General features: G+C 48.7%; 17 protein-coding genes. 2 read left to right on the top strand and 15 right to left on the bottom strand.

Annotated features, from left to right (window positions below; all coding sequences use genetic code 11):
• Positions 1 to 170 precede the first annotated feature (170 nt).
• Positions 171 to 860 carry a hypothetical protein gene (locus FC652_RS18440; protein WP_225470382.1) on the bottom strand — a complete coding sequence of 230 codons (690 nt, stop codon included), beginning with the start codon at positions 858 to 860 and terminating at the stop codon, positions 171 to 173.
• 397 nt (positions 861 to 1,257) lie between these two features.
• On the opposite strand from FC652_RS18440, the gene FC652_RS18435 reads away from it, so the two are divergent.
• Complete coding sequence (locus FC652_RS18435; protein WP_176299712.1) at positions 1,258 to 2,826, top strand: ATP-binding cassette domain-containing protein; 1,569 nt, start codon at positions 1,258 to 1,260, stop codon at positions 2,824 to 2,826.
• Positions 2,827 to 2,862: 36 nt separating this feature from the next.
• On the opposite strand, the gene FC652_RS18430 is transcribed toward FC652_RS18435, so the two are convergent.
• From FC652_RS18430 to FC652_RS18375, 12 genes are all read right to left on the bottom strand, one after another.
• Positions 2,863 to 4,059 carry an aromatic amino acid transporter gene (locus FC652_RS18430; RefSeq protein WP_176299711.1) on the bottom strand — a complete coding sequence of 399 codons (1,197 nt, stop codon included), beginning with the start codon at positions 4,057 to 4,059 and terminating at the stop codon, positions 2,863 to 2,865.
• 97 nt (positions 4,060 to 4,156) lie between these two features.
• Positions 4,157 to 5,578, bottom strand: a complete 1,422-nt coding sequence (gene tnaA, locus FC652_RS18425) for a tryptophanase (protein ID WP_011081771.1) — start codon at positions 5,576 to 5,578, stop codon at positions 4,157 to 4,159.
• 250 nt (positions 5,579 to 5,828) lie between these two features.
• A complete protein-coding gene (tnaC, locus tag FC652_RS20850) occupies positions 5,829 to 5,900 on the bottom strand; it encodes a tryptophanase leader peptide (protein WP_123776204.1) in 72 nt (23 codons plus the stop codon).
• A gap of 281 nt (positions 5,901 to 6,181) precedes the next feature.
• Positions 6,182 to 8,416: a glycoside hydrolase gene (locus FC652_RS18415; RefSeq protein ID WP_176299710.1), complete on the bottom strand. Its 2,235-nt coding sequence runs from the start codon at positions 8,414 to 8,416 to the stop codon at positions 6,182 to 6,184.
• A 102-nt stretch (positions 8,417 to 8,518) separates the two neighbouring features.
• Positions 8,519 to 9,349: a DUF2861 family protein gene (locus tag FC652_RS18410; protein ID WP_176299709.1), complete on the bottom strand. Its 831-nt coding sequence runs from the start codon at positions 9,347 to 9,349 to the stop codon at positions 8,519 to 8,521.
• A complete protein-coding gene (locus tag FC652_RS18405) occupies positions 9,346 to 9,996 on the bottom strand; it encodes a response regulator transcription factor (protein WP_011152559.1) in 651 nt (216 codons plus the stop codon). Before FC652_RS18405 ends, FC652_RS18410 begins: the two co-directional genes overlap by 4 nt.
• Entirely contained in the window at positions 9,993 to 11,447 is a 1,455-nt protein-coding gene (locus FC652_RS18400; RefSeq protein ID WP_176299708.1) for a DUF3404 domain-containing protein, read from the bottom strand. Before FC652_RS18400 ends, FC652_RS18405 begins: the two co-directional genes overlap by 4 nt.
• Positions 11,448 to 11,611: 164 nt before the next feature.
• Positions 11,612 to 12,178, bottom strand: coding sequence for a cupredoxin family protein (locus FC652_RS18395; RefSeq protein ID WP_175546449.1), 567 nt, complete (start codon positions 12,176 to 12,178; stop codon positions 11,612 to 11,614).
• 94 nt (positions 12,179 to 12,272) lie between these two features.
• The gene (locus FC652_RS18390; protein WP_130250325.1) at positions 12,273 to 15,401 is read right to left on the bottom strand and encodes an efflux RND transporter permease subunit; all 3,129 of its coding nucleotides are present in this window, start codon (positions 15,399 to 15,401) and stop codon (positions 12,273 to 12,275) included.
• Positions 15,401 to 17,104 carry an efflux RND transporter periplasmic adaptor subunit gene (locus FC652_RS18385; protein WP_176299707.1) on the bottom strand — a complete coding sequence of 568 codons (1,704 nt, stop codon included), beginning with the start codon at positions 17,102 to 17,104 and terminating at the stop codon, positions 15,401 to 15,403. Before FC652_RS18385 ends, FC652_RS18390 begins: the two co-directional genes overlap by 1 nt.
• Before the next feature lie 19 nt (positions 17,105 to 17,123).
• Positions 17,124 to 18,491: a TolC family protein gene (locus tag FC652_RS18380; RefSeq protein ID WP_176299706.1), complete on the bottom strand. Its 1,368-nt coding sequence runs from the start codon at positions 18,489 to 18,491 to the stop codon at positions 17,124 to 17,126.
• Positions 18,492 to 18,581: 90 nt separating this feature from the next.
• Entirely contained in the window at positions 18,582 to 18,944 is a 363-nt protein-coding gene (locus FC652_RS18375) for a hypothetical protein (protein ID WP_369597887.1), read from the bottom strand.
• Between the two features lie 258 nt (positions 18,945 to 19,202).
• Here FC652_RS18375 and FC652_RS18370 point away from each other — a divergent pair, with 258 nt between their 5' ends.
• Positions 19,203 to 19,964 (top strand): MBL fold metallo-hydrolase, encoded by a 762-nt coding sequence (locus tag FC652_RS18370; protein ID WP_176299704.1) that lies wholly within the window; start codon positions 19,203 to 19,205, stop codon positions 19,962 to 19,964.
• Positions 19,965 to 20,012: 48 nt separating this feature from the next.
• On the opposite strand, the gene FC652_RS18365 is transcribed toward FC652_RS18370, so the two are convergent.
• Both FC652_RS18365 and rimK read right to left on the bottom strand, forming a co-directional pair.
• Positions 20,013 to 20,441 carry a RimK/LysX family protein gene (locus FC652_RS18365; protein ID WP_176299703.1) on the bottom strand — a complete coding sequence of 143 codons (429 nt, stop codon included), beginning with the start codon at positions 20,439 to 20,441 and terminating at the stop codon, positions 20,013 to 20,015.
• Positions 20,442 to 20,504: 63 nt separating this feature from the next.
• Complete coding sequence (rimK, locus tag FC652_RS18360) at positions 20,505 to 21,410, bottom strand: 30S ribosomal protein S6--L-glutamate ligase (RefSeq protein WP_176299702.1); 906 nt, start codon at positions 21,408 to 21,410, stop codon at positions 20,505 to 20,507.
• Between the last annotated feature and the right edge of the window lie 1,081 nt (positions 21,411 to 22,491).

Below are 22,491 nucleotides of genomic sequence, written 5' to 3'. Positions count from 1 at the left end.
CAGCTTGAAATGGCTGCGTTTGTTGATTTAAACGATGCTGATATTGAAGAAACCACGCATCGTTTCCATTGAGATAAATAACGAAACGTCTAGGAAACGAGGGAAGAGAGCATCTCTTCCCTAAATGATACAGATTAACACCGATTTATTGGTGTAGATTTAGATGGGTTTTAGAATAAAACGGTAAGGTGAATATCGAAGCCACTGCCATCAAAAGTCTCACCTGTTGAGGAAACTTCATACTCGATATTGGTGTATTTTGCACCAACCGCGATTTGGCCAAGAGCCCCAGGCGCAAACGCGTATTCATATTGCACCACCAAGCCGGCTGCATCATCGAATTCTACTTCGCCGCTGCAGATCCCGCTTACATTACACTCATAGCTAACCGCGGTGTGATAGGTAAACCCGGCGCCCAATTTGTGGTTGCTTAAGCTCTTGAAAACTGTGAACTCAACAGGAACTCGGCTGAATGAGATATCACCGTTTGACGCATCAATGGTGTCAAATTTGTAACCTAGGGTGCCACGCAACAAGAAATCTTGTGGAAGCGCTAAATCCGCCCCGCCAAAAATAGAGATACCTTCGTTCGCTTTTATATCATCGCTATCGCCATTGACGAAAACGCCTTCACCCAGTTTATCGCCTCCAAAGCCATATCCAATGCCGACTACTCCTGTCAATACATTCGCACTTGCATACGAAGAGGCCAATAAGCCCAACAGAAAAACTTTAGATAATGCCAACTTTTTCACACAAATTTCCTTATTGATATTTAACGTATTTTTAATAACTATGCGATTGAAATAATAGGTATATTTTATGTGCATAGAGACAGGCGAAAATACCACAATACTCATTTGCTGCATTTATGATTTATCAAATACTTATCAATTGTCACAAAGATATTCTTATTGATTATTTTGTTTTTATTCATTGATTTAGAGCTTCATTATTTAGTTTTTTGTTGTGTGTTGATTCATGAGTTGCACTTGACATCTCGTTTGTTCAATTGTTAACCTCTCGCCATCCTTTCTTGCGGAGATAACGCCTAAATGAACATCTAACTTCCCTATATTCCGATGATCTTTATTCATTCGGCTCTTGGAGTTAGTCGGCGTTATTGCGTTTCTGTTGTACATCTTGTTTTCCTATGCTTCGATTTTCGTGTAGGTGCCTTTGAGGCATAACACGAGAGGACATTCGTAATTATGCTTACTGACTTCTTACCTTTCTTTGAATCGTAAGGGGGTCTCTATGCCCGTTATTCACGCTCAGCAACTGAGCTATCAATTAAACAGCGGTGAATGGTTATTTCACCATCTTGATTTTCAACTTGCCGAGGGACGAACGGCATTGGTGGGCCGAAATGGTGTGGGTAAGTCTGTTCTGCTGCAATTGCTGGTGGGGCAAAGAGCGCCCACGTCAGGGCACGTGGTTGCTCATGGACGAATTGGCTACTACTCGCAACAAGCATCCGATCAAAAGCCACAAGGCTCTATTGCACAATACCTTGGTATCAGCAAAAAACTGAATGCCCTCAAGCAAATAGAAAAGGGCAGTGTGGATCCACGTCATTTTGAACAGCTGGAAGAAGATTGGCAGATTGAGCACACCACGCAAGCTTTGCTTGATGAACTCAGGATCACGCAACCACTTGATGCCAGTTGCCAGCAACTTAGCGGTGGACAGCTTGCGATGCTTACTTTAAAGCGCTTGTTTTTGGGGGACAATGAGGTGTTGATCCTCGATGAGCCGAGCAACCATCTCGACCACATTGGTAAACAATGGTTGATTGAGCAAATTAGGCACGAGTCGCGGCCAATCTTGTTGGTGAGCCATGACCGCGCTTTGTTGATGGCGGTTGATCGAGTAGTGCGTTTGACGTCAGAAGGGTTGCACTGGTTTGATGGTCACTATGCACAATATCAGCAGCAATGGCAGGCGCAACAAGAGGCGGTGACTCGCAAGCTCAATCACCTTCAACGTGAACAAAAAGCGATACAACGCGAGATACAAAAGAGCAAAGAGAAAGCGCAGAAGCGAGAAAGCCAAGGTAAGAAAAAGCGTGCGTCTGGTAGCCAACCCAAAATATTGACAGACGGCATGAAAAACAGCGCTGAAAATCGCCGTGCGAGTGCCAATATCAAGGTGCAAAATCAACTTAAGCGAAATCAGCATCTGCAACACAATTTAAAGCAGAAGTTGGTGCTAGAAGAAGAGCCAAAGTTGTACTTGTCTGAAACGCATGAGCACAAAAAGAGGACGTTACTGAATGTGACGGATTATCGAACGCAAGGGCTCACGCACACACCTCTCTCGTTTCAGCTCAAACAAGGAGAGCGCTGCCGTTTGTTTGGTGCCAATGGCGTGGGGAAAAGTCGGCTACTGAAAGCGCTGACAGGTCTTCACGAGGAATACAGTGGTGAGATTTGCCGTTATGCGCCTGCGGTTTATCTTGACCAACATTACCAAATCATCAATCTTCAGCTCTCTTTGCTGGAAAATCTCACCCACTTTTGCTCAGGGATAACCAGCAATGAGGCTCGTCTGCTGCTTGCTGGGATCAGTTTTCGTCGAGATAGCGTTGATCGGCAAGCGGCACATCTAAGCGGCGGTGAGAAAATGAAATTGGCGATGTTGATGGTAAGCCATGTACCCAACCAGTCTCTGCTACTGTTGGATGAACCAGACAATCATCTCGATTTGGAATCCAAACAGGCATTGGCTCACGCGCTGGCCCACTACCAAGGCGCACTCATTTTGGTGAGTCACGACGATCATTTTGTCGCTGAGGCGCAAATTACGCGGAGTTGGCATTTGTAACAAAAAGCCAGCCACCTGAGGTGGCTGGCGTTATCTTTACCCCGTAAATGTGGCCAGCATATGGAAGATGGCGGTTAACACACCAAAACCCAGTACCAGAACGAGGACTGACATGCCTCCTGGTACCACAAAGCCTTGATAGCCATTCTCCATCGAACGAGATTTGTAGGCGAGCAGTACTGGGATAATACAAGCCCAGACGGTGGCCGCCGCGCCAGCATAACCAATGGCAATAATGAAGCCAAACGGGAACAGTAGCGACAAGATCAACGGTGGAAGAAACGTCACCAGCCAAGTTTTGCTTCTGCCACGTTTGCAGTTGCCAAACTTAAACAGATCAGCCAAGAAATCAAACACCCCTAATCCAACGCCAATGAAAGAGGAGAGAATCGCCGCCATCGAGAATGCGTTGATCGCTTGCGAGACCTTCTCTGATTCAATCACCGAACCCAGCGCTTTGAGCAACACATCGACATTGCCACCTTGTTCGATCACCGAGCCAAACTCTGAGCGAGGTAAGTTGCCGAAGATGCTCAGTAACCATAAGAAATAGAGGCTAAGCGCAATAATCGTTCCGCCAAGAATGGCGTATTTGGCTTTTCGTTCTTCGCCGTAATAAGAGCGCATAGAAGAGACGGAATGGTGATAACCAAAAGAGGTTAGAGCAACGGGAAGCATCGCCATGGCGTAGGGAGCGTAATCGGCATTCTCATTGATGGTATCGAATAAAACGGAGGTTTTGACGTTGATCGCTAACCCAGAAACGCCAAAGATAAAACTGAGAACCATAAAGACAATGAGAATGACCGAGATACGGTCAACCGCGCGTGTTGAATGCCAAACAAAGGCCGAAAATACCGCAACGAACAAGATAGAGGCCACTTTACTGTCTATTTGCAGAACATCTTGCAAGATAAGACCAGAAGAAGTGATGTAAGCGTACAGCAAAATGCCACCCACAAAGTAAACCATCAAATTGTTGAACCAGTTTACTTTGCTGCCGAGCATATCTTTGGTGACAGTATTGAAGGAGACCCGCAGTTCGTAGTGTTTAAACGCTTCGAGCAGTAGCCAACCAGATAGCGTCATGACGACCATGGTAAGAGTGAGAGCCAATAGAGACCAGAGCGTCCACGCGCCAGCCCCTGCACTGGGGAGGCCGAGCATTCCAGCGCCGACACAGACGCTGGCAATAATGCACGCTCCCCCAATTAACGAGGGTTGCTTTGACATGATAATAATCCTTGAGTTTCACGTTATTGTTTAATTTATCGTTATCTTTTTTTGGCCAAAAAAACGCAGCCACGGTAGGGCTGCGTTTTGGCGAGTGTTATGCGTCGATTTCTTTCAGTCGCGCGGTAAAGTGACGAAGGACCTGCGGCTCATAGGTGAACTCGAGTCCTTTGACGTTTGCCGCATTCGCTTTGACTTTACCAAATGCTTCGATGATGAAATCCATGTGCGTTTGAGTATACGTGGCGCGTGGAATGGTTAAGCGCAGTAACTCTGCAGGACACGGGTGCTGCTTGCCTGTCGCGGGATCGCGCCCGAGTAGCAGCGAGCCGATTTCGACCGCGCGGATACCAGCGACTTTATAAAGCTCGCACGCTAAAGCATGGGCAGGGAACTGATCGGCAGGAATATGAGGAAGCAGTTTACCCGCATCAACAAAGGCCGCGTGCCCACCAGCTTGCTGGCAAACCACACCAATGCTTTCGAGGCCATTGACCAAATATTCCACCTGGTTAATTCGGTAGGCTAGCCAGTCTTGGCGCATACCATCGTATAGACCCACCGCTAAGCGCTCCATCGCACCGCCTTCTAAGCCACCATAAGTGGGGAAGCCTTCTTGAACCACACACAAGGTGCGGCATTCAGTATAAACATCAAGGAAGCTTTCATCTTTGAAGCAAAGCAGACCGCCCATTTGTACCATGGCGTCTTTCTTCGCTGACATGGCCAAACCATCAGCGTATTTGTAGCTTTCGCGGGTGATTTCCTCGATGCTCCAGTTTTGATAATCCTTTTCGCGTTGCTGAATGAAATAGGCGTTTTCGGCAAAACGGGCAGAGTCCATGATCACTGGGATATCGTAACGTTTAGCAATTTCGTACACCGCTTTTAAGTTGGCAAGTGACACCGGTTGGCCGCCAGCAGAGTTACAGGTAATGGTGCTGACGATGTATGGCACATTGGCTGGGCCCGCTTCGAGAATCGCCTCTTCCAGCTTTTCTAAATCAAAATTGCCTTTAAAGTCGGCTTTCACGCCAGTATCAAAGGCTTCCTCGGTGTAGACGTTTTTCGCCACACAGCAGTTAATTTGCGTGTGACCTTGGGTGGTATCGAAGAAGTAGTTTGACAAGGCGACCATCTTAGAGCGATCCAATCCCTTTTCGATTTCACGTTTTTTGATCAACACAGGAATGTAGATCTGCTCTGCACCACGGCCTTGGTGTGTCGGAATGGTGAATTCGTAACCAAAAATGTCTTTTACGGCGTTGGCCAATGCATGATAACTGCGGCTGCCACTGTACGCTTCATCACCACGGAACATCGCCGCTTGCATATCTTGAGTGATGGCCCCTGTGCCACTGTCGGTCAGCAAGTCGATAAAGACATCTTCACTATCCAGTAGGAAAGGGTTCATGCCCGCTTTTAAAATTGCTTCTTCGCGATACTCGCGAGTGGTGCGTTTTACTGGCTCAATAACGCGAATACGAAAGGGTTCTGGAAGATGCTTAAAATTATCCATAATAGTTTCCTGAAATTTTAAATATACTTATTACCTCAAGAATAGTTTGTTAATTCTCGAGTGTTTTAAATTGATTGAAAATACCAGTGTATAAACGCGAAATATCATATTAAGCGCCAGGCTAATAACTGGTAAGAACAAGTGGATAAATTAAAATTCAATGACTAGAAAGTGTACTAATAAACTAGTATGCGAGTTTTATTGCATTAAGTAATATCTAATGTATTGAAAATTAATTTTATTGTAGGAATTAAGCAGGAAAGAAGAACGCGATTTTATAATCGAGTGTAAACCAGAGACTAGAAGTGTTGTGTGTGGTCATAATATTCACCTAATTGAAATGAACCATTTCAGACTCATAGTCATTATGTATGAAAAAATTCCCCCGTCATCATTGTGATTATAAAAGTGAGAGATCTTAGACAAAATAAAAGTAATAAAGGGGTTAGTTAAGATAAAATCTTTCGTTGCCTTACCTAATTTAGTCGGTAAATAAATGAAAAATATAAACAAGATCGCCAGACACTTAGTCTGGCAAACTGCTCAACCCAAGAGATCACTTTGGATGAGGTAAAGCAATCATGTGTTGTAATATGTAGGAATTCATCGCATAGGTTGCCAACTAAAGCTCTTTCCATTACTCAACGTAGCTAGTAGCGTGTGGGGCGTTATGGTGTGTCCGTGTGTTAACCTAAATGGTTGTGTGCTGAAATTGGCGATCAAGATTGACCCGTCACTAAAACGTGTTTGTTGCACTTGGCCTTGCTTATCCAGCCAGCGAAAATCAATCAAGGCTTTATCCCACAACTGCTCATGCAAGGGCAAAAACCCTTGTTGATAGTGCTTAAGTTGCTCGATACGCGCGGAGTTTTTACGCGTTTCATCACGGCTTAAATGCACCATCGCCGGAGTGTTAAACAGCATGGCACGCAAATCACGCACGGCTTTGACATTGGAAAACTTTAAACTATCGCTGTGCCAGTGGTGGCTACTGATCAGCTCATCATGAAACACCACTTGATAGAGCGGCACTTTGTACTCTGGGGCAAACAGTAAGCTGCGATAGGGCTCTTTAACTTGCGCTGATTTAAAGAAAAAATCCGGCTTTTCATCGGGATACCACTTGCCCAAATAATAGGGTGACTGTTTGTCACTCTTCATCGCTTTGTCTGTCCAGCCAAAGCCGACCGTTTCCATACCATGAGCAAACACCAGCCCTTGAGTGGTCAGGGCATTGCCATCTTCCGATCCCAAAATCAGCGTCGGCGTGTTTGCAATATCCTGCATTCGGGTGTTAAAGGCGGCTAGCATCGCGGTTTCGTTGCTGCGCGAGCGGTAATCTTCCCGCGCCATGGCGGTGCCATCCACATCGAGAAACAGGCTGTTAAAGCGCCCGAAATGGAGAATATCTTGCACGCGCTGTTTAACGTAACCGAGTTCACAGGCGGGATTGAGATAAAAGCCGTTACCGCGAAAGCCCAGTTGTAACGTGCCATCGGCTTTTTCAATCGCGCAGTTTTCGCGCATGCGATCCGGCAGCTGCGCGGTCAGCCAACTGTCGTTGATGCCTTTTTCAATCGCGGTGTTGTATGAGTCATACACGCCAATCAAATAGCCGGCTTGTTTGGCGCTATCGACCACTTGCGGCTGATAAAAGGCTGGCATCCAGTTATCAAGACCTAGCCAGAGTTTGCTTAATCCTGCTTGCTGAAGGGTGCTGATCATGGGTTGCGCTAACCCTTGTCCCCATTGATCGCTTGGTTTGAGGTATGCGCCAGCGTGTTCAGTCAGCCACGCTTTGCGCTGCTGCGCGGCTTGGTACTGCGCTTGAATCGACAATGGGTCGGCGTTGAGCTTTTGGTTTAAGGCTTGGCTTATCTCTCCGACCAGTAATTTTTTCTGATACTGATTAAGCCAGTCTGGGCCTTTTTTTAGGCTCGCCAATTCCTTTTGTAATTCTGGTGAAGGGGTAAACTCAGAGCGCCAAAACCAATCGCGCAGTCCCCACCAATCCACCACATCTTGCACTGCGATTAAATCACGCCCGAATAGATAGACGTGGCTTGCGCCAATCATTTTTTCGATCTGCGGATTTGCCTTGCGTTTTTCCGCAAGTGAAACACGCAGCCCCGCGGCTTCGCGCCAGTCGCGATACGCTTTGGCTCCGGCCAGCATCTCATCGCCCACGGTGATGCGCACGCTAAAAGGCTCACTTTGGTTCAGCAGGGTAAACCAGTGCTCCGCTTGTAAGTCCAACTTATTTTGCTGCTCACTAAAGTGCAGCTGGTTATTGGTGGCGTTGAGCAGTTGATAGCTGATGAAGCGTTCGCCCTGCTGCGCGCTCCAGAACGGCATTTTGAGATCTTGCGTGGTATTGGCGCCCGAATGATTGTCTATCAAATAGCGTGTCCAAGTCGGGTTATCGGTCGGCACTCGCATTCCTTCGTCAAACGGCAGTAACAGCGTTTGGGTCGATGCTTCACTGAGATCAAACCAGCGCAGTGCTTGAGGTGCTTGGCGTTCAATCCCACGAGCACTTGGCCAGCGAAAATCGATGTTCAACCCTTGTTGCAACTGCGCAGACACTTGCACGCCACTTGGCTTGAGTGTCCATGAGGCTTGCTCGGCGCTTTGGGTTACTTGCGTTGCCTGTTGCGTCTGCCCGTCAATCTGTAGGCTGCCTTGGTTGATGGCGAAAGTTTGCGAGTCTTGCTTGAGGCTGATGGCCAGTGTGTCGGGGTCAATCTGCCAGTGCTGATCGCCCTGTTCTAAGGTCAACGCAAAGCTCTGCGCGCTCACCAGCAGCAGTAGCCCCAGTGGGGAAAAGGTCAATTTCATATCGGTCTCCTATCGAGTAACCCAGATATTTAACCTTGTCTATCGATGAGTTTTGTCACCAGTATGTCTTTCCCACTTTGCCTGAACAAAGTGAAAGGTGGTTTAGTCAATCGGTATCGTCAGGCGCTGCATTTGCTCCACGCGAATGGTGCCTTGGTATTCACTTTGGATAACGCTGAGGCTACGCCAGCGCGCTTGAGAAGGGGCGGTGGGTGGGGCAGGAGGCTGATCACGGTTGACGGTTTGTGAGTGTAGCAGAGTAAAGTTTTGATCAAAAAATTGCCAACGAGCTAGTGACGATGCGCAGCCCGAAGGCGTGGCGGGGAAGCGGATAGTGAGATCGGCCGTGCTGGATTGTTCAATCCACGGTGTGTTGGAAGGAGCCGAAATCAACAGCGCCATGCGCTGCTCGCCCAGCGTGAGCCAATAGACACCTGCGGCATACGGCGAAAGCAGATCGCGACTTTCCACTTCGGCGTAATCGGCCGGCGCAAGCTCTGCCGCTAACAAGGTTGCACCTTGCGCAGAAGCCAGACGCACCGCCAGCGGCTGGGTGAGGTTTTCGGCGCTCAGCCTCACTTGGTAGCCTTGAAAGGTCTGATTGAACTTATGAATAAACGTCACCGCAATCGCGAGATCGTTAGGCGATGTGCTTGGAAGTGCTTGTCCGCATTGGGTTTGACTGAGAATGGCCTCTTTAATTAGTTGCCAAAAAGGCTCGGCTACGGGCGTGGTAGACAGTGTGTGGATGAGCTCGTGCCACGCTTGCGTGGGATGCCCATCAACCAATAGCTGGTAACTGCTTTGCAGCGGTGTGGTGCGAAACCAAGGATGGGTGGGGCTTGGCGGCGTTTCCGCTAGCGCGGCGCCGCTTACTAACGCGCTGAGCATACCAAGTCGCACAATGTGATTGCGAAAAGAGGCGCAGATCATACGGCGGCTCCTTTGAGGCGATAACCGACGCCGCGCAGTGTCTCGATATCCAGTTGCGGCAGTTTTTGTCGCAAATGCAAAATGTGGTTATCCACGGTGCGCGTGGTCGGGAATGATTGATAACCCCAAATAAGATTGAGCAGTTCATCACGGTGATAAACGCGCCCCGGATTTTGCAATAGCATCAACAGCAGTTGAAACTCTTTCGGTTTGAGCTCAACCGGCGTTTGGTTATGCAGCACAGATCGATTAGCCACATCGACCACAATATCCGCGTAGCTGAGTACGCTACTGCCGAGCGGGCGCAGTTGCGCTTCGATGCGTGCCAGCAACTCTTGGTGGGAAAAGGGCTTGAGCACATAATCTTTCGCGCCAGCTTTGAGCCCTTCAATCCGTTGTTCCACTTCAATTTTGGCGGTCAGTACGATCACCGGCAGGGCTTTGAGCATCAACCAGTGCGGCAGATGTTTCAGGCTGTCACCATCGTGCAATTGCCGATCCAAAATCACCAGATCGGTACTGAACCAGTGCTTTTCGACCTGTTGGCTCTGCGTTATCCATTCGCATGCATAACCATGGTCATGCAGATAATCGCGCAGACCTTGGCCGAGTAAGGTGTCATCTTCAATCAGCAAAATACGCTTCATAGCGGCAGCTCCAAAATACAACGGGTTGGATGACGACGGATAACCAGTTTGCCGCCCATTTGGGTGATGAGTTTTCGCACCAACTGTAAGCCAACGCCCATGTTATCTGTGTTTGGGCGAGAGTGAGTGTCTTGATGCCTCGAAAGTCGTTTGCACAGACGTTGGTAGAAAGAGGGAAATTCACCGCAATCTTCCACTTCAATGCGCAGTGTTTGTGCAACCACACTCACCGTCAGGCGAATGGGCGGCACGCCATGCTGCTTGGCATTGCTGAGTAAGTTGGTGACGCACAGCCCAAGCCAGTAATAAGGTAGTGCCAGTATTGAGTCGTGTTTGAGATGAAGCTCAACCTCAAAGCCCTCGATACAATGCTCGATGAAGTCACTCAACTGCGCTGGATGGCGCGCCATGCTGTCGTGGCTTGGGCTCAAGTAGTGGCGACTTGTCTCGCTCAACTGCGTCAGCCGTTGATGGTCGGCCATTAATCGCCATAAGCTCTCGTGCGCCTGAGGGGATAATTGATCAAATTGGTTGCGTAGTGATTCGACGGTCAACCCTAAACTGGTGATGGGCGTGCGCAGTTCGTGAGTCAGCAGTTGCAAAATAAAGCGCCGCTCGCGCCCTTCTTGATAGCGCAGCCAAAGTGAACGAAGCGCCGCGCCAAATGCAAGCAACACGCCGATAACCAAACCGCTATACAGCAGCGCATGATTGCTAACGCGCTGATTAAAGCAGAGGTTGCTGTAACGCTCATCACAACGCTTTTGTGCTTGATAAGGCTCCAGCGTGAATGGTAATGGTGCGGTGAGTGCGTGCCACTGCACGCTCGAAAGCACATGCCAGCCCGCTTCACTGCTTAGCCACAGCTCATCATTTGGCGCAAGATAGAGACGAAAACCATTGAGCAGTGCATCCACCCCTGCACCGCCCGGTCGTTGCCACAAGGCATGCAGCGGATGATAGCGGCTCGCCAAAGTAAAACGTGTTGGATGCGTCGAAGCAAAGCTTGCCTGTTCTGAATCCGGTAAGTGTTCAATATAGCGATCTGCGTAGCTGCCTCCCGCCGGATGTTGCCACGCAACACGTTGAAACCACTCTGCGCCGAGCGGCGTTTGGCGACATAACGCCAACTCAAATTCGACAGCCTTCGCCAAATACAGCGAAGAGGAGTTTCGCGGTTGGCACTGCTTGGCCATGGTGGCTAAATCCGCGATGTCTTGCCAAGTATATTGAGTAAAATCAGGATATTGACTGTGGCTGCTGAGCAGCGGAAATGGGTATTGATTGAGGGTTTGGCTAGTCACCAGTGGCGAGCTTTGCTGCTCAAGCGCCGCGCGATAAAAAATTGACCATCGCTGAGTCTCAGATAGATCAACATTGGCCAGTGCGGGCACAGTCCATAAGCCATACATTATGAGGGTTAACCAACGGTAAGTCAGCATCAAGGTCATGATCTAAACACTTAGAATTGGGTTCATGCCAATAGTAGTGTCTCAAGACGGATATTTGTAATCTCTATGTCAACAAATGTGTTGTTCAGAGCAAAACGAGCGGCAGATTTTTCGCTTTAGGTAGGAGGCCCACCGCTCGATTGGTTAAAAGTAAAACGATGCGCTTATAACTCGATGCTTTTCACCATACCCGCTTCGGCGTGACCAGGGATGTTACAGGCAAACTCGACTTTGTTATCGCCATGGAAGTGCCACAACAGCTGTTTGGCTTTGCCTGGTTGAACCGTCACAGTACTGCCGCTGTCATGTGCATGGCTACCCATTTGTTTCATCATTTCACGGTGTTTTAGCTGCTCTGCCGCGGAGCCAATTGAAAACTCATGGTCAATTTTGCCTGTGTTCATCACAACGAACTGCACCACGTCGTTTGGCTCAATCGTCACTTCTTTTTTGAAGGTGATTTTCATGTCATCACTCAACATCACGTGCACCACTTTATCAGGCTTCGCCCCTTTTGCTGGCATGCCAACGTCAGACATGCCTTCCATACCCATCATCGATGAGTGATCCATTTTCATGCTGCCTTCTTTCATGTTGCCGTGATCCATTTTGCTGTGGTCCACTTTTCCATGATCCATCTTAGAATGGTCCATCTTGGAGTGATCCATGGTATTGGCCAATACCGCGGTGGCAGAGAAAGTCAGTGCGGCTGCAATCAGTGTTTTTGTCATCTTGTTCATGGTGGTTTCCTTTTTAAGTCGTGTTCTTTTGTTTTCTGTTGTTGATTGTTTTGTTAAGGGGGCAGCCAGTACTGCCCCTGATTTTTTATTCGGTTTTGGTCAGTTCTTTGCTTTTCCATAACTTGAATATGGCAGGAAGAACCAACAGTGTCAGTAGGAGAGCGGAAGCCATGCCACCAATCATTGGGGCCGCGATGCGCTGCATCACTTCAGAGCCCGTGCCTTCACCGTACATGATTGGGATAAGGCCAATGATCACCGTTAGCACTGTCATCATGACTGGGCGCACACGTAAGCCAGCGCCTTCGCGGATCGCGTCGGTGAGATCTTGTGCAACGAGCGACAGTTTGTTTTCTTCAGCGTGAAGCTTTTTGTAATGCCACGCTTGGTTTAGGTAGACGAGCATGATGACGCCGATTTCCACCGCTACTCCGGCCAGTGCGATAAAGCCGACCCCCACCGCAATGGAGAAGTTGTAACCGAGGTAATGCATCAGCCACAGTCCGCCCACCATCGCCAGAGGGAGCGTCGCCATGATGATCAGTACTTCGCCAACGCGACGGAAGCTGAAGTACAACAGCAGCATGATGATGGCCAGCGTAATTGGCACCACGACACTGAGTCGCTCTTTGGCGCGTTCCATATATTCATACTGACCAGACCAAGCGAGTGAATAGCCTGCGGGAAGTTCAAGCTGCTCTGCCACCACGCTTTGCGCTTCTTGTACGTAAGAACCCAAATCGCGACCATCAATATCGACAAACACCCAGCCGTTTGGACGCGCGTTTTCGGTTTTGATCATCGGTGGGCCATCTTCATAGCGAATGTCTGCCACATCGGCGAGTGCAATGCGTGCTCCGTTGGGCGTTACCAGTGGTAGGTTTTGCAGTTTGACTACGGAGTCACGGTAGTCTTGCGGATAACGCACATTGATGGGGTAACGTTCCAGACCCTCAATGGTTTCTCCCACGTTCATGCCGCCAACCGCGGTAGAAATCACTTGTTGGACATCTTTAATGCTCAAACCGTAACGTGCTGCTGCTTTACGTTTGATGTCGATGGTGACATAACGTCCACCCGCAACACGTTCTGCGTAAACAGAGGCGGTGCCTTGCACGCCTTTGAGGATCGGTTCGAGTTGTGAGCCGATCTGCTCGATCACTTTCAAATCAGGACCGGCGATCTTAATGCCGATCGGTGTTTTGATGCCTGTGGCAAGCATGTCGATACGGGTTTTGATGGGCATTACCCATGCGTTGGTTAAGCCCGGGAACTGAACAAGGTTATCAAACTCCTTGCGAAGTGATTCTGTTGTTACGCCTTCACGCCATTGGTCGCGCGGTTTGAGCTGGATAACCGTCTCGATCATCGTCAGTGGCGCGGGATCGGTTGCGGTATCGGCACGGCCAATTTTGCCCCATACCGTTTCCACTTCCGGTACGGTTTTGATCAGCTTGTTGGTTTGTTGCAAGAGCTCACGCGCTTTACCGATGGAAATGCCCGGATAAGTGGTTGGCATGTACATCAAGTCGCCTTCATCCAATGGCGGGATAAATTCACTGCCCAATTGACTGGTTGGATAGTAAGCCGAGGCCATAAGTCCCAACGCCAGCACGATCATCGATTTTGGGTACTTAAGACTTAAGCTCAGCAGTGGGCGATAGAGCGAAACCAATCCTTTGTTGACTGGGTTTTTGTGTTCAGGCAGTACGTTACCACGAATAAAGTACCCCATGAGCACGGGTACAAGTGTAATCGCTAGACCCGCTGCCGCCGCCATTGCGTAGGTTTTGGTGAAGGCAAGTGGCGAGAACATCTTGCCTTCTTGGCCTTCCAGTGCGAACACGGGAACAAAGCTTAACGTAATGATAAGCAGTGAGAAGAACAGCGGTGCGCCGACTTCTTCGGCCGCTTTACCAATCACTTGCCAGCGGTTTTTATCCGTAAGCGGTGTGCGTTCAATGTGCTTGTGGACGTTTTCGATCATTACGATCGCCCCATCCACCATGGCCCCAATCGCAATAGCGATGCCACCGAGAGACATGATGTTGGCGTTAATTCCTTGCCAGTGCATGACAATAAAGGCGGAGAGAATACCGACAGGGAGGCTCAGTGCGATGACCAAGGATGAACGAATGTGGAACAAGAACAGCGCACAGACCACTGCCACCACAATGAACTCTTCGGCGAGTTTTTTCCAAAGATTCTCAACCGCCGCATTGATCAGCGTTGAACGGTCATAAGTCGACACGATTTCCACGCCTTCTGGTAGGCTGCGTTGCAAGTCTGCCAGCTTGGCTTTGACGTTGTCGATCACTTGGCTGGCGTTCTCACCAAAACGCATCACGATCACGCCACCCACGGCTTCCCCTTCACCATTAAATTCAGAGATGCCGCGGCGCATTTGTGGGCCAATATTGATATCGGCAATGTCGCCGAGGAGCAGTGGTGTGCCTTTATCGGTCACTTTAAGCGGTAGGGACTGAATATCCTCAACGCTGCTGAGATAGCCCGTGGTGCGCACCATGTGCTCGGCTTCTGCCACCTCAATCACTGAGGCGCCCGTTTCTTGGTTGCCGTTTTGAATCGCCATGTTGATTTGCTGCAACGTTAAGTTGTAAGCACGCAATTTCGCAGGATCGATCTGCACTTGGTATTGTTTGACCATGCCCCCAACGGTGGCGACTTCCGACACCCCTTCGACGGTTTGCAGCTCATACTTTAGGAACCAGTCTTGTAGGCTTCGTAGTTGAGCTAAATCATGCTTACCTGTTTTGTCTTGCAGCACGTAGCTGTAGATCCAGCCCACACCCGTCGCATCGGGGCCGAGTGTCGGCTTGGCATTGGGTGGCAATTTTGGCGCCACTTGGCTTAAATACTCCAAAACGCGAGAGCGAGCCCAATACATGTCGGTTTTATCGTTGAAGATGATGTAGACGTAGGAATCACCAAAAAACGAGTAACCGCGCACTGTTTCGGCACCCGGCACCGCTAACATGGCGGTGGTGAGTGGGTAGGTAACTTGATCTTCCACGACCTGCGGCGCTTGACCTGGGTAACTGGTTTTGATGATCACCTGCACATCAGAGAGATCGGGAAGCGCATCGACGGGCGTGTTTTTAACGCTGTACAGCCCGCCGAGGGTAAGAAATAGCGTGGCTATCAACACCAGAAAACGGTTGTTGAGAGACCAACGAATGATCGCTGCTATCATTATTGACCTCCCATCACTTCAAGTTGTTTCAACTGGTAGTCAGAGCCTTCTTTGGCGACTAGAAAGCGCACTTTTTGCCCCTCCTCAAACCCCGACAAGTTGATTTCATCACTCACTGAGAAGTTGATTTCGCCTGCTTGCCAGTTCCACTCTGTAACGGGAAGGTGACTCAGCGTGACCATGCCAAAATCCGCCATCAACATGGAGATATCCCCACTGAGCCAAACTTCAGACGCAATGACGCTGTTGTCTGCCTTGATAGCGACGATTTGGTATTGGCCGTCGTCGGTTTTTTGCATTTCGAATTCGATGGCTTCTCCTTTGGCAAGGCCCGTTAAATCGACCCCTTGCGCGGCGTTGAAATTCATCGTCATGCCGGGCCAGTTCCACTCTGGTACAGGCTGGTGGTTAATGGTTAACATGCCGTGATCGGCCATAAGATCGGTGATTTCACCTTTGGCCCACGCGGTTTCTGCTGGCGCCTCAACACCATTAATACGAGAGAGATCAGCGCTTTGGCTCGATTCCGAATCAAGCATAAAGTGCGCAGAGGTGACAATGCGATCCCCCTGGTTTAAGCCTTGGAGCACTTCCACTTTGTCATCGGCTTCTCGGCCGGTTTCGATGCGTGCTGAGCGGTATTTACCTTCACCTTCCGCCAAAACCACACGCGTCATACCACCTGAGCGGATCACCGAAGATTTTGGTACGGTGAGCACTTCGGAGTCGCTGACGGGCTGCAAGGTAATGTTGGCGAACATGTTTGGTTTGAGTTCGCCATTTGGGTTGGCAAACTTAAGACGCATGCGTAACGTGCGTGTTTTCGGATCAAGAATTGGGTAAACGTAGTCGACCTCACCTTGCCAAGCTTTGCCGGGCAGTGCATCCAACGTCATGCTCGCTTGGCTACCATTAGTTAACCAGTGTGCTTGTCGCTCGAACACTTCCGCATCTACCCACACTTCATTGAGAGGGCCAGCACTGATGACCGCTTGGGCGGGTGATAAATAGCCACCCTCGCGAATGTTGAGACTGGCGATAACACCATTGGCGAGCGCTTTGATCTCGATGGTTTGTGATGCTTTACCGCGACGAATCACTTGGTTGATCTGTTCGCGGTCGACGCCCAAAGAAAGTAATCGCTCTGTCGCGCCTTTAACCAGCCCATCACGGCCAGTGCGTTTGGCATTGAGCAGCTCTTCTTGCGCTTTGACCAGTTCAGGAGAGTAGAGGGTAAAGAGAACCTCGCCCTTTTTCACCTGCTCACCCACGGCGTTGATATACAGTTTTTCCACCCAACCGGACACGCGCACGTTGGTCTGCCACAGCTGACTTTCGTCAAACGCTATGTAACCTACGGTTTCGATGCGTGGTGATAGCTTGGCCAGTTCGACTGCGGCCGTTTTTACCCCTAGGTTGTTTTCAACTGAAGGGTCGATCTTCACCGTTCCGGGCTTGTCGTTTGCCCCAGCGAGATCGTCGGCATAGACGGGAATGAGATCCATACCCATAGGTGACTTGCCGGGTTTATCGCGTTTGTAATTTGGGTCCATTGGCGCAACCCAATACAGTGGCTCATTACTTGCTTTGCTGTCGGTAGCAGCCATGGCACTCATGTCATGCCCATTGAAATATTGGTTAGCCGTAAAACCGAGTGCACCGCCAATCAGTAGGGCAACCGTTGCGATTTGTAGTGATTTCATTCTGTAATTCCTTGGCAAATTAGCGACGGTTCACGTCAATATCAGCGAGTTCGGGTTGGGTGACGGCATAGGTGAAGCCGCCAAGCAACATCGCAAGATTACTGTTCACTTGATTGAGGTCGGTGAGAAGGCGCTGCGACTCCAACTCCACTGCCAATTCATCTCTGGTAGCAGCGATCACGTCGTTAAATTGTGCAGTGCTGTTTTGGTAGCCCCGCTCAACGGCTTTGGTGCGCGCTTTGGCTTGTTCAAGTAAGGTATTTTGGTAGCGTTCAAGGCGCTGTTCGAGATTGCTTCTATCCACCAATAACGCGTTCACTTTGGCGTTCATCTGTGCCAGGAGGAGATCTTTTTGCGATTGAGCCGCACCCACTTGATATTGGGCCGCAGCGTGCGCTCGGTCTTGACGATTTCCGGTAAACAGTGGGATATCCATCGTGAGATACGCGCTAACCAGATCGGAGGCGGGTTCCCCCTTCATATTGTTGGCTTGGCGATAGGCATACATCACTTCGACACCAAATTGAGGGGTATAAGATTGCTCGGCGAGCTCTACTTGCGTTTGGCTGACCGCAATATTGGCATTGGCCATTTGCACCATCGGATGTTGGGCCAATAGGGCGAAGTGCTGAGTCGTGGATGACGCCGACAATAAATGCTCTAACGTATCCCAATTGAGTTGGTTACTCGCTTTGAGATCGCGTTGTTGATACAGCCATTCGCTGCCGAGCCATTCAGACATTTGTGACAGAATGCGGCGTTGCATCTGCTGGTTGGCTTGCAGCTTTTCTTCTAATTGGCTGACTTGCAACTGTGCATTGAGCAGGTCCTGGGCTTCACTCTTACCAATCGAATAGTTGGTGCTAATGAAACTTTCTAGCTCACGCATTAAGCGCTGATTTTCAAGCAGAACGCGCTCTGCTTGCTGTTGATAGCCGAGCTCCAGCCAGAGTTGGGTGATGCCATTAGCTACTTCGCGCTCTCGCGCTGCCACTTGCAAAGCCATGCCATCTGCTTGTTGTGATGCCTTTTTACTTTGCAACTCAAGAGTAGAACCACGTTCAAATTGCTGCATTAGGCCGACAGAAATGTTGGTCATGGGGTCTTCGTCGAACTTAAAGCTATCGACAGGTAAACCACCAAAGCCCACTTTCAGTTTGGGATCCATCAAGGTAGAGGCTGCAACGCCGCTTTCTCGCATGGCTTGTGATTGGGCAAAAATCTGCTTGCGGCTGGCGTCATTCGCCAGAGCCTGTTCAATCAGCAGGGTTAAAGGATCGCTCTGTGAGAGCAACTGACCAGATGTAGCAGTTGAAGACTGCGCCATCACTGGAGTTGCAGCCAGAGCGGAAACGCTGATACACAGCGCCAATAAGCTTGGTTTCATTTTTATAATCCAATCTGCACGTCAAAAAGCGACGTGAAAATACACACCACAGCTCGTTAGAGCTTGTGATACGACATATTGATGATCGGATTACGCTATTGGGGGGCGATAGAGAGATTGCTGTCTTTCAATAGACCAAGCGGTTGATTCACGAGGGATCAGCGCCATGTGGTAAGAGACAGGTAAGGAGTGCGCAGTTTGAGGCAAAAACGCAAAGACACTGACACAAGCAGCAGTACAGCAACTGTGTATCGATGGGGCGTCTGTGGCGCAGTGGTTGGTTGGCGTCTTAGCCGATTGATGGCTTCCGGAGTGCATCGCGTGGGGATCGACCATCTTCACGCTCATATCGCAGCCGGATGTCATTGTGCTTGGAGACTGCACTGCGCTTAGCATTTGAAAAGTCATTAAAGGCGCGCTGGAGGCAAAACTTGAGCTCAGCATGGCGAACATGCTGATAAAGGTTATCCAGAATATGCGAAGAGAAGAGAAACGCATGTCGTGCCTTTAATGAAAAACTTAGCGTCACTCTAAAGCTTTACCCTAGGGTAAGGTCAAGCGTAGATTACTTAAAGTTTGATATCACAGGGTTTGTGAACCAGTGCAGACGTGCCACGGTTTTGCTGCTAACTTATTGGTCAGACCAGAAGCTTAAGGAAAGAGCCTTATCAGCGCTGTAAACAGGCGCGAATGCAACAAAAAGGATATTTTGTGCAATTACATACGATTAACGGCTATATCCAAATCATGTACTTGGCGGAGTACGCGGACAAACTGCTGCTGCTTGACGGTGCAAGTCGAGCGGATGTTCCTTATCTGCGCCGTTTCATTGAACAGGACTTAGGGCGCTCTTTTTGTGATTTGAAAGTGGTTGTGGTGACACACATGCATCCAGATCATGCTGGTGGTGCGCATCGATTACGTCAGTTGACGGGATGCCAAGTCGTGGCGGCAAATCGAGATCTCGATTGGTATCATGGTGTTGATGGCTGGTTGATGCATCTGACTGACTTGCTGTTGGCAGCGTGGATGGCAAATCGGTTAAAAAAACCGTGGCGCAATCTATGGTATTCACGAGCGTTAAATCCGGATTATAAGCTCAATGATGGTGAATGCATTCCGGAGTTTCCTGAGTGGGTTGTGCTTGAAACGCCCGGTCATACCGATCGAGATTTGTCGGTGTATCATGCAGAAAAGGGGATTCTGTATGTGGCGGATTTGATGGTTGAAGTGAAAAGAAAACTCATCGCGCCATTTCCCATTTTCCATCCCAACAAATATCGCGCTTCATTAGAACGAGTTTTTCACATGCAGCCGACAACCTTGCTGTTGGCGCATGGCGGAGAGCGTAAGTTTGATCTTGCCGCGTACCAGCATATTTTAGACACCACCCCTCAGCGTCCTGTGACTCACTGGCGAGTGACAAAAATCAAGCTACGTGGTTTGTGGCGTTCCCTTTGGAAAAAGAGCTAATAAAAACGGAGAGCCGAAGCTCTCCGTGGAATGAGATAACAAATCTCGTTAGTTGGCCAAAATGTGTGACTGGCTTGGGTCAACCAATACGCGATCAGCCATGCCTTGGCGGCCCAACAGCATCATGTAAGTCATGTCTTGGCGATTACTCAAGGTAATGTCAATTGGCCACTCTTGATCAGCGAGACGAAGAGTCGTTGTGATCACACAGCGATGTTCATACGTGCCGTTTGATGATTTGACCTTTCTATTGCCTTTCAATCTAGCGATACAGCGTACTGTTTTTGCTAGATTGTAAACATCTGGGTGAAGATCGAACTCAACGTACTGTTTGCCGTTCTTCTTTATACAGATCAAGTTATCCACGTGCAGAGAAGAAGTCTGCGCGCCAGTGTCAATACGTGTCTCTAGGTGAGTAATCCCTAACTCTGGTAAGCAGACAGCTTCAGTATTTCCGATGATCAGTTTCTGAGTCATAGTCATTATCCAAGCGTGCTTCGCAATTTTAAGAATAGTGGAAGTCTGGCTTCCACCGCGTCATTAACCTCTACCTTTGGTACGGTTTGAATTTGGTTTGGCGTTCTTCTCGATAAATTCGTAAATCATTCCAGCGATGTCTTTTTTCGTCGCTTGTTCAATGCCTTCTAAGCCAGGAGAAGAGTTGACTTCCATAACCACAGGGCCATTTTTAGATTGAAGAATATCAACACCACACAAGTTTAGCCCCATCACTTTCGCCGCATTAATGGCGGTTGCGCGCTCTTCTTTGCTTAAACGAATCAATTGCGCGCTGCCACCACGGTGTAAGTTAGAACGGAACTCGCCTTCTTTCGCTTGACGTTTCATCGCGGCAATCACTTTGTTGCCCACAACAAAACAGCGAATGTCTGCACCTTTGGCTTCTTCAATGAACTCTTGTACCATAATGTTAGCTTTTAAACCCATGAAGGCTTCAATGACACTTTCTGCCGCTTTATTGGTCTCAGCCAATACTACGCCAATGCCTTGCGTGCCTTCCAGTAACTTAATCACCAAAGGTGCGCCGCCCACATTGCGGATCACGTCTTGGATATTGTCTGGGTGGTGTGCAAAACCAGTACGCGGTAAGCCAATACCTTTGCGAGAGAGCAGCTGCAAAGAGCGCAGTTTGTCACGAGAGCGACTGATGGCGACCGATTCATTAATACAGAAGGTGCCCATCATTTCAAACTGACGTACGACCGCCGTGCCGTAAAACGTCACGGACGCACCGATACGAGGAATAATGGCATCATACTCTGGCAACTCTTCACCCTTATAGCGGATCTTAGGGTTGTTACTCGTAATATCCATATAGCAGTGCAATGTGTCGATTACATCGACCACATGTCCACGTGCTTCACCAGCCTGTTTGAGGCGCATGGTGGAATACAGATTCTCATTACGAGAAAGAATAGCAATACGCATGGCATTTCCTTAGTAAGTCAGTACCAGTTATAAATAATTGTAGGATAAAGCGAACAGGTTTAAATGATGTGACATGAGCCTAATAAATAGGTTAACCCGCCGCTAATACGATTCAGGAGTGTGGTAGAACACCACATCGTTTAGAGGTGCGCACCTTAGTTTTTTTTATTACTTGATGAAAACGAAAAAAAGTCATCGTCAAGACAAAAAAAATCTATCGCTATTACGCCCTTGCTGTATCGAAGTGTCAAGAGCTGAAATCAAAAACTTTGTTTAATGTCTAGGGTTTAGATTGAGGGAAATTTAGACATCCAGCCATCTATCTTGAGATCTGTGTCGCATAAATGGCGGTTGTTATTAATAAATGAGATTTTATTGGCGGGCTTATAAAATAAAACCCCGCCTGGTTTCCCAAGCGGGGTCTATTCTCTTTCGCAGCAATCCAGCTACTGATAGTGCTCCCTGCATCTATCCATGATATTGGTTAAATCCTTTAACCTAATCCTTTGTCCATCGCCTTCCTAGCGGTGTCCTTCCTGGCCTGTCATCCTGACGGGCGTAACTCTATCCCAGAGTGTCACTTCCTTGCTGATAACTCGTCCTAAGTCATCAAATCTTCATCCTGAAGATACCCAATCCGTTAGGCTTTGTTCCTGTTCCCGCCAACATCCTGTTGACGAAGACAGTATTGAATTTTTGCGGATGGACAGCAATTGGCTAACAAGGTTTTTTTTTCTGTAGTTTTAATGGATTAATTTATTAATTCAATAAATACATGCGCTTATGTATTTCCCTTCTCTTTTCTCTTGTCGATAAAAAGTAAAAGGCTTACATCCTTTGTAAGAGATCTCTCACAAGTGTGGTGGCAAATATCTCTATTCATTCAATGCGACCGCGAGGGATTTTTTAACCCAGGGCGGGATCGCACTTTGTTAACAAATATGATCTAATTGTGCCAAACCCTCAGCAGCACAGTCATTTTGAACCTTATTGAACACTTATCTGTTGTAGAAGATACTCGCTCGGACATCAACCAAAAACACGACCTTATCGATGTTATGTTCCTTGTTATTAGCGCTAT

It is taken from the genome of Vibrio sp. 05-20-BW147 (assembly GCF_013369385.1).
In the GTDB taxonomy this organism is placed as follows: Bacteria; Pseudomonadota; Gammaproteobacteria; order Enterobacterales; family Vibrionaceae; genus Vibrio; species Vibrio floridensis.
This window is presented reverse-complemented; position numbering and strand designations above follow the sequence as displayed.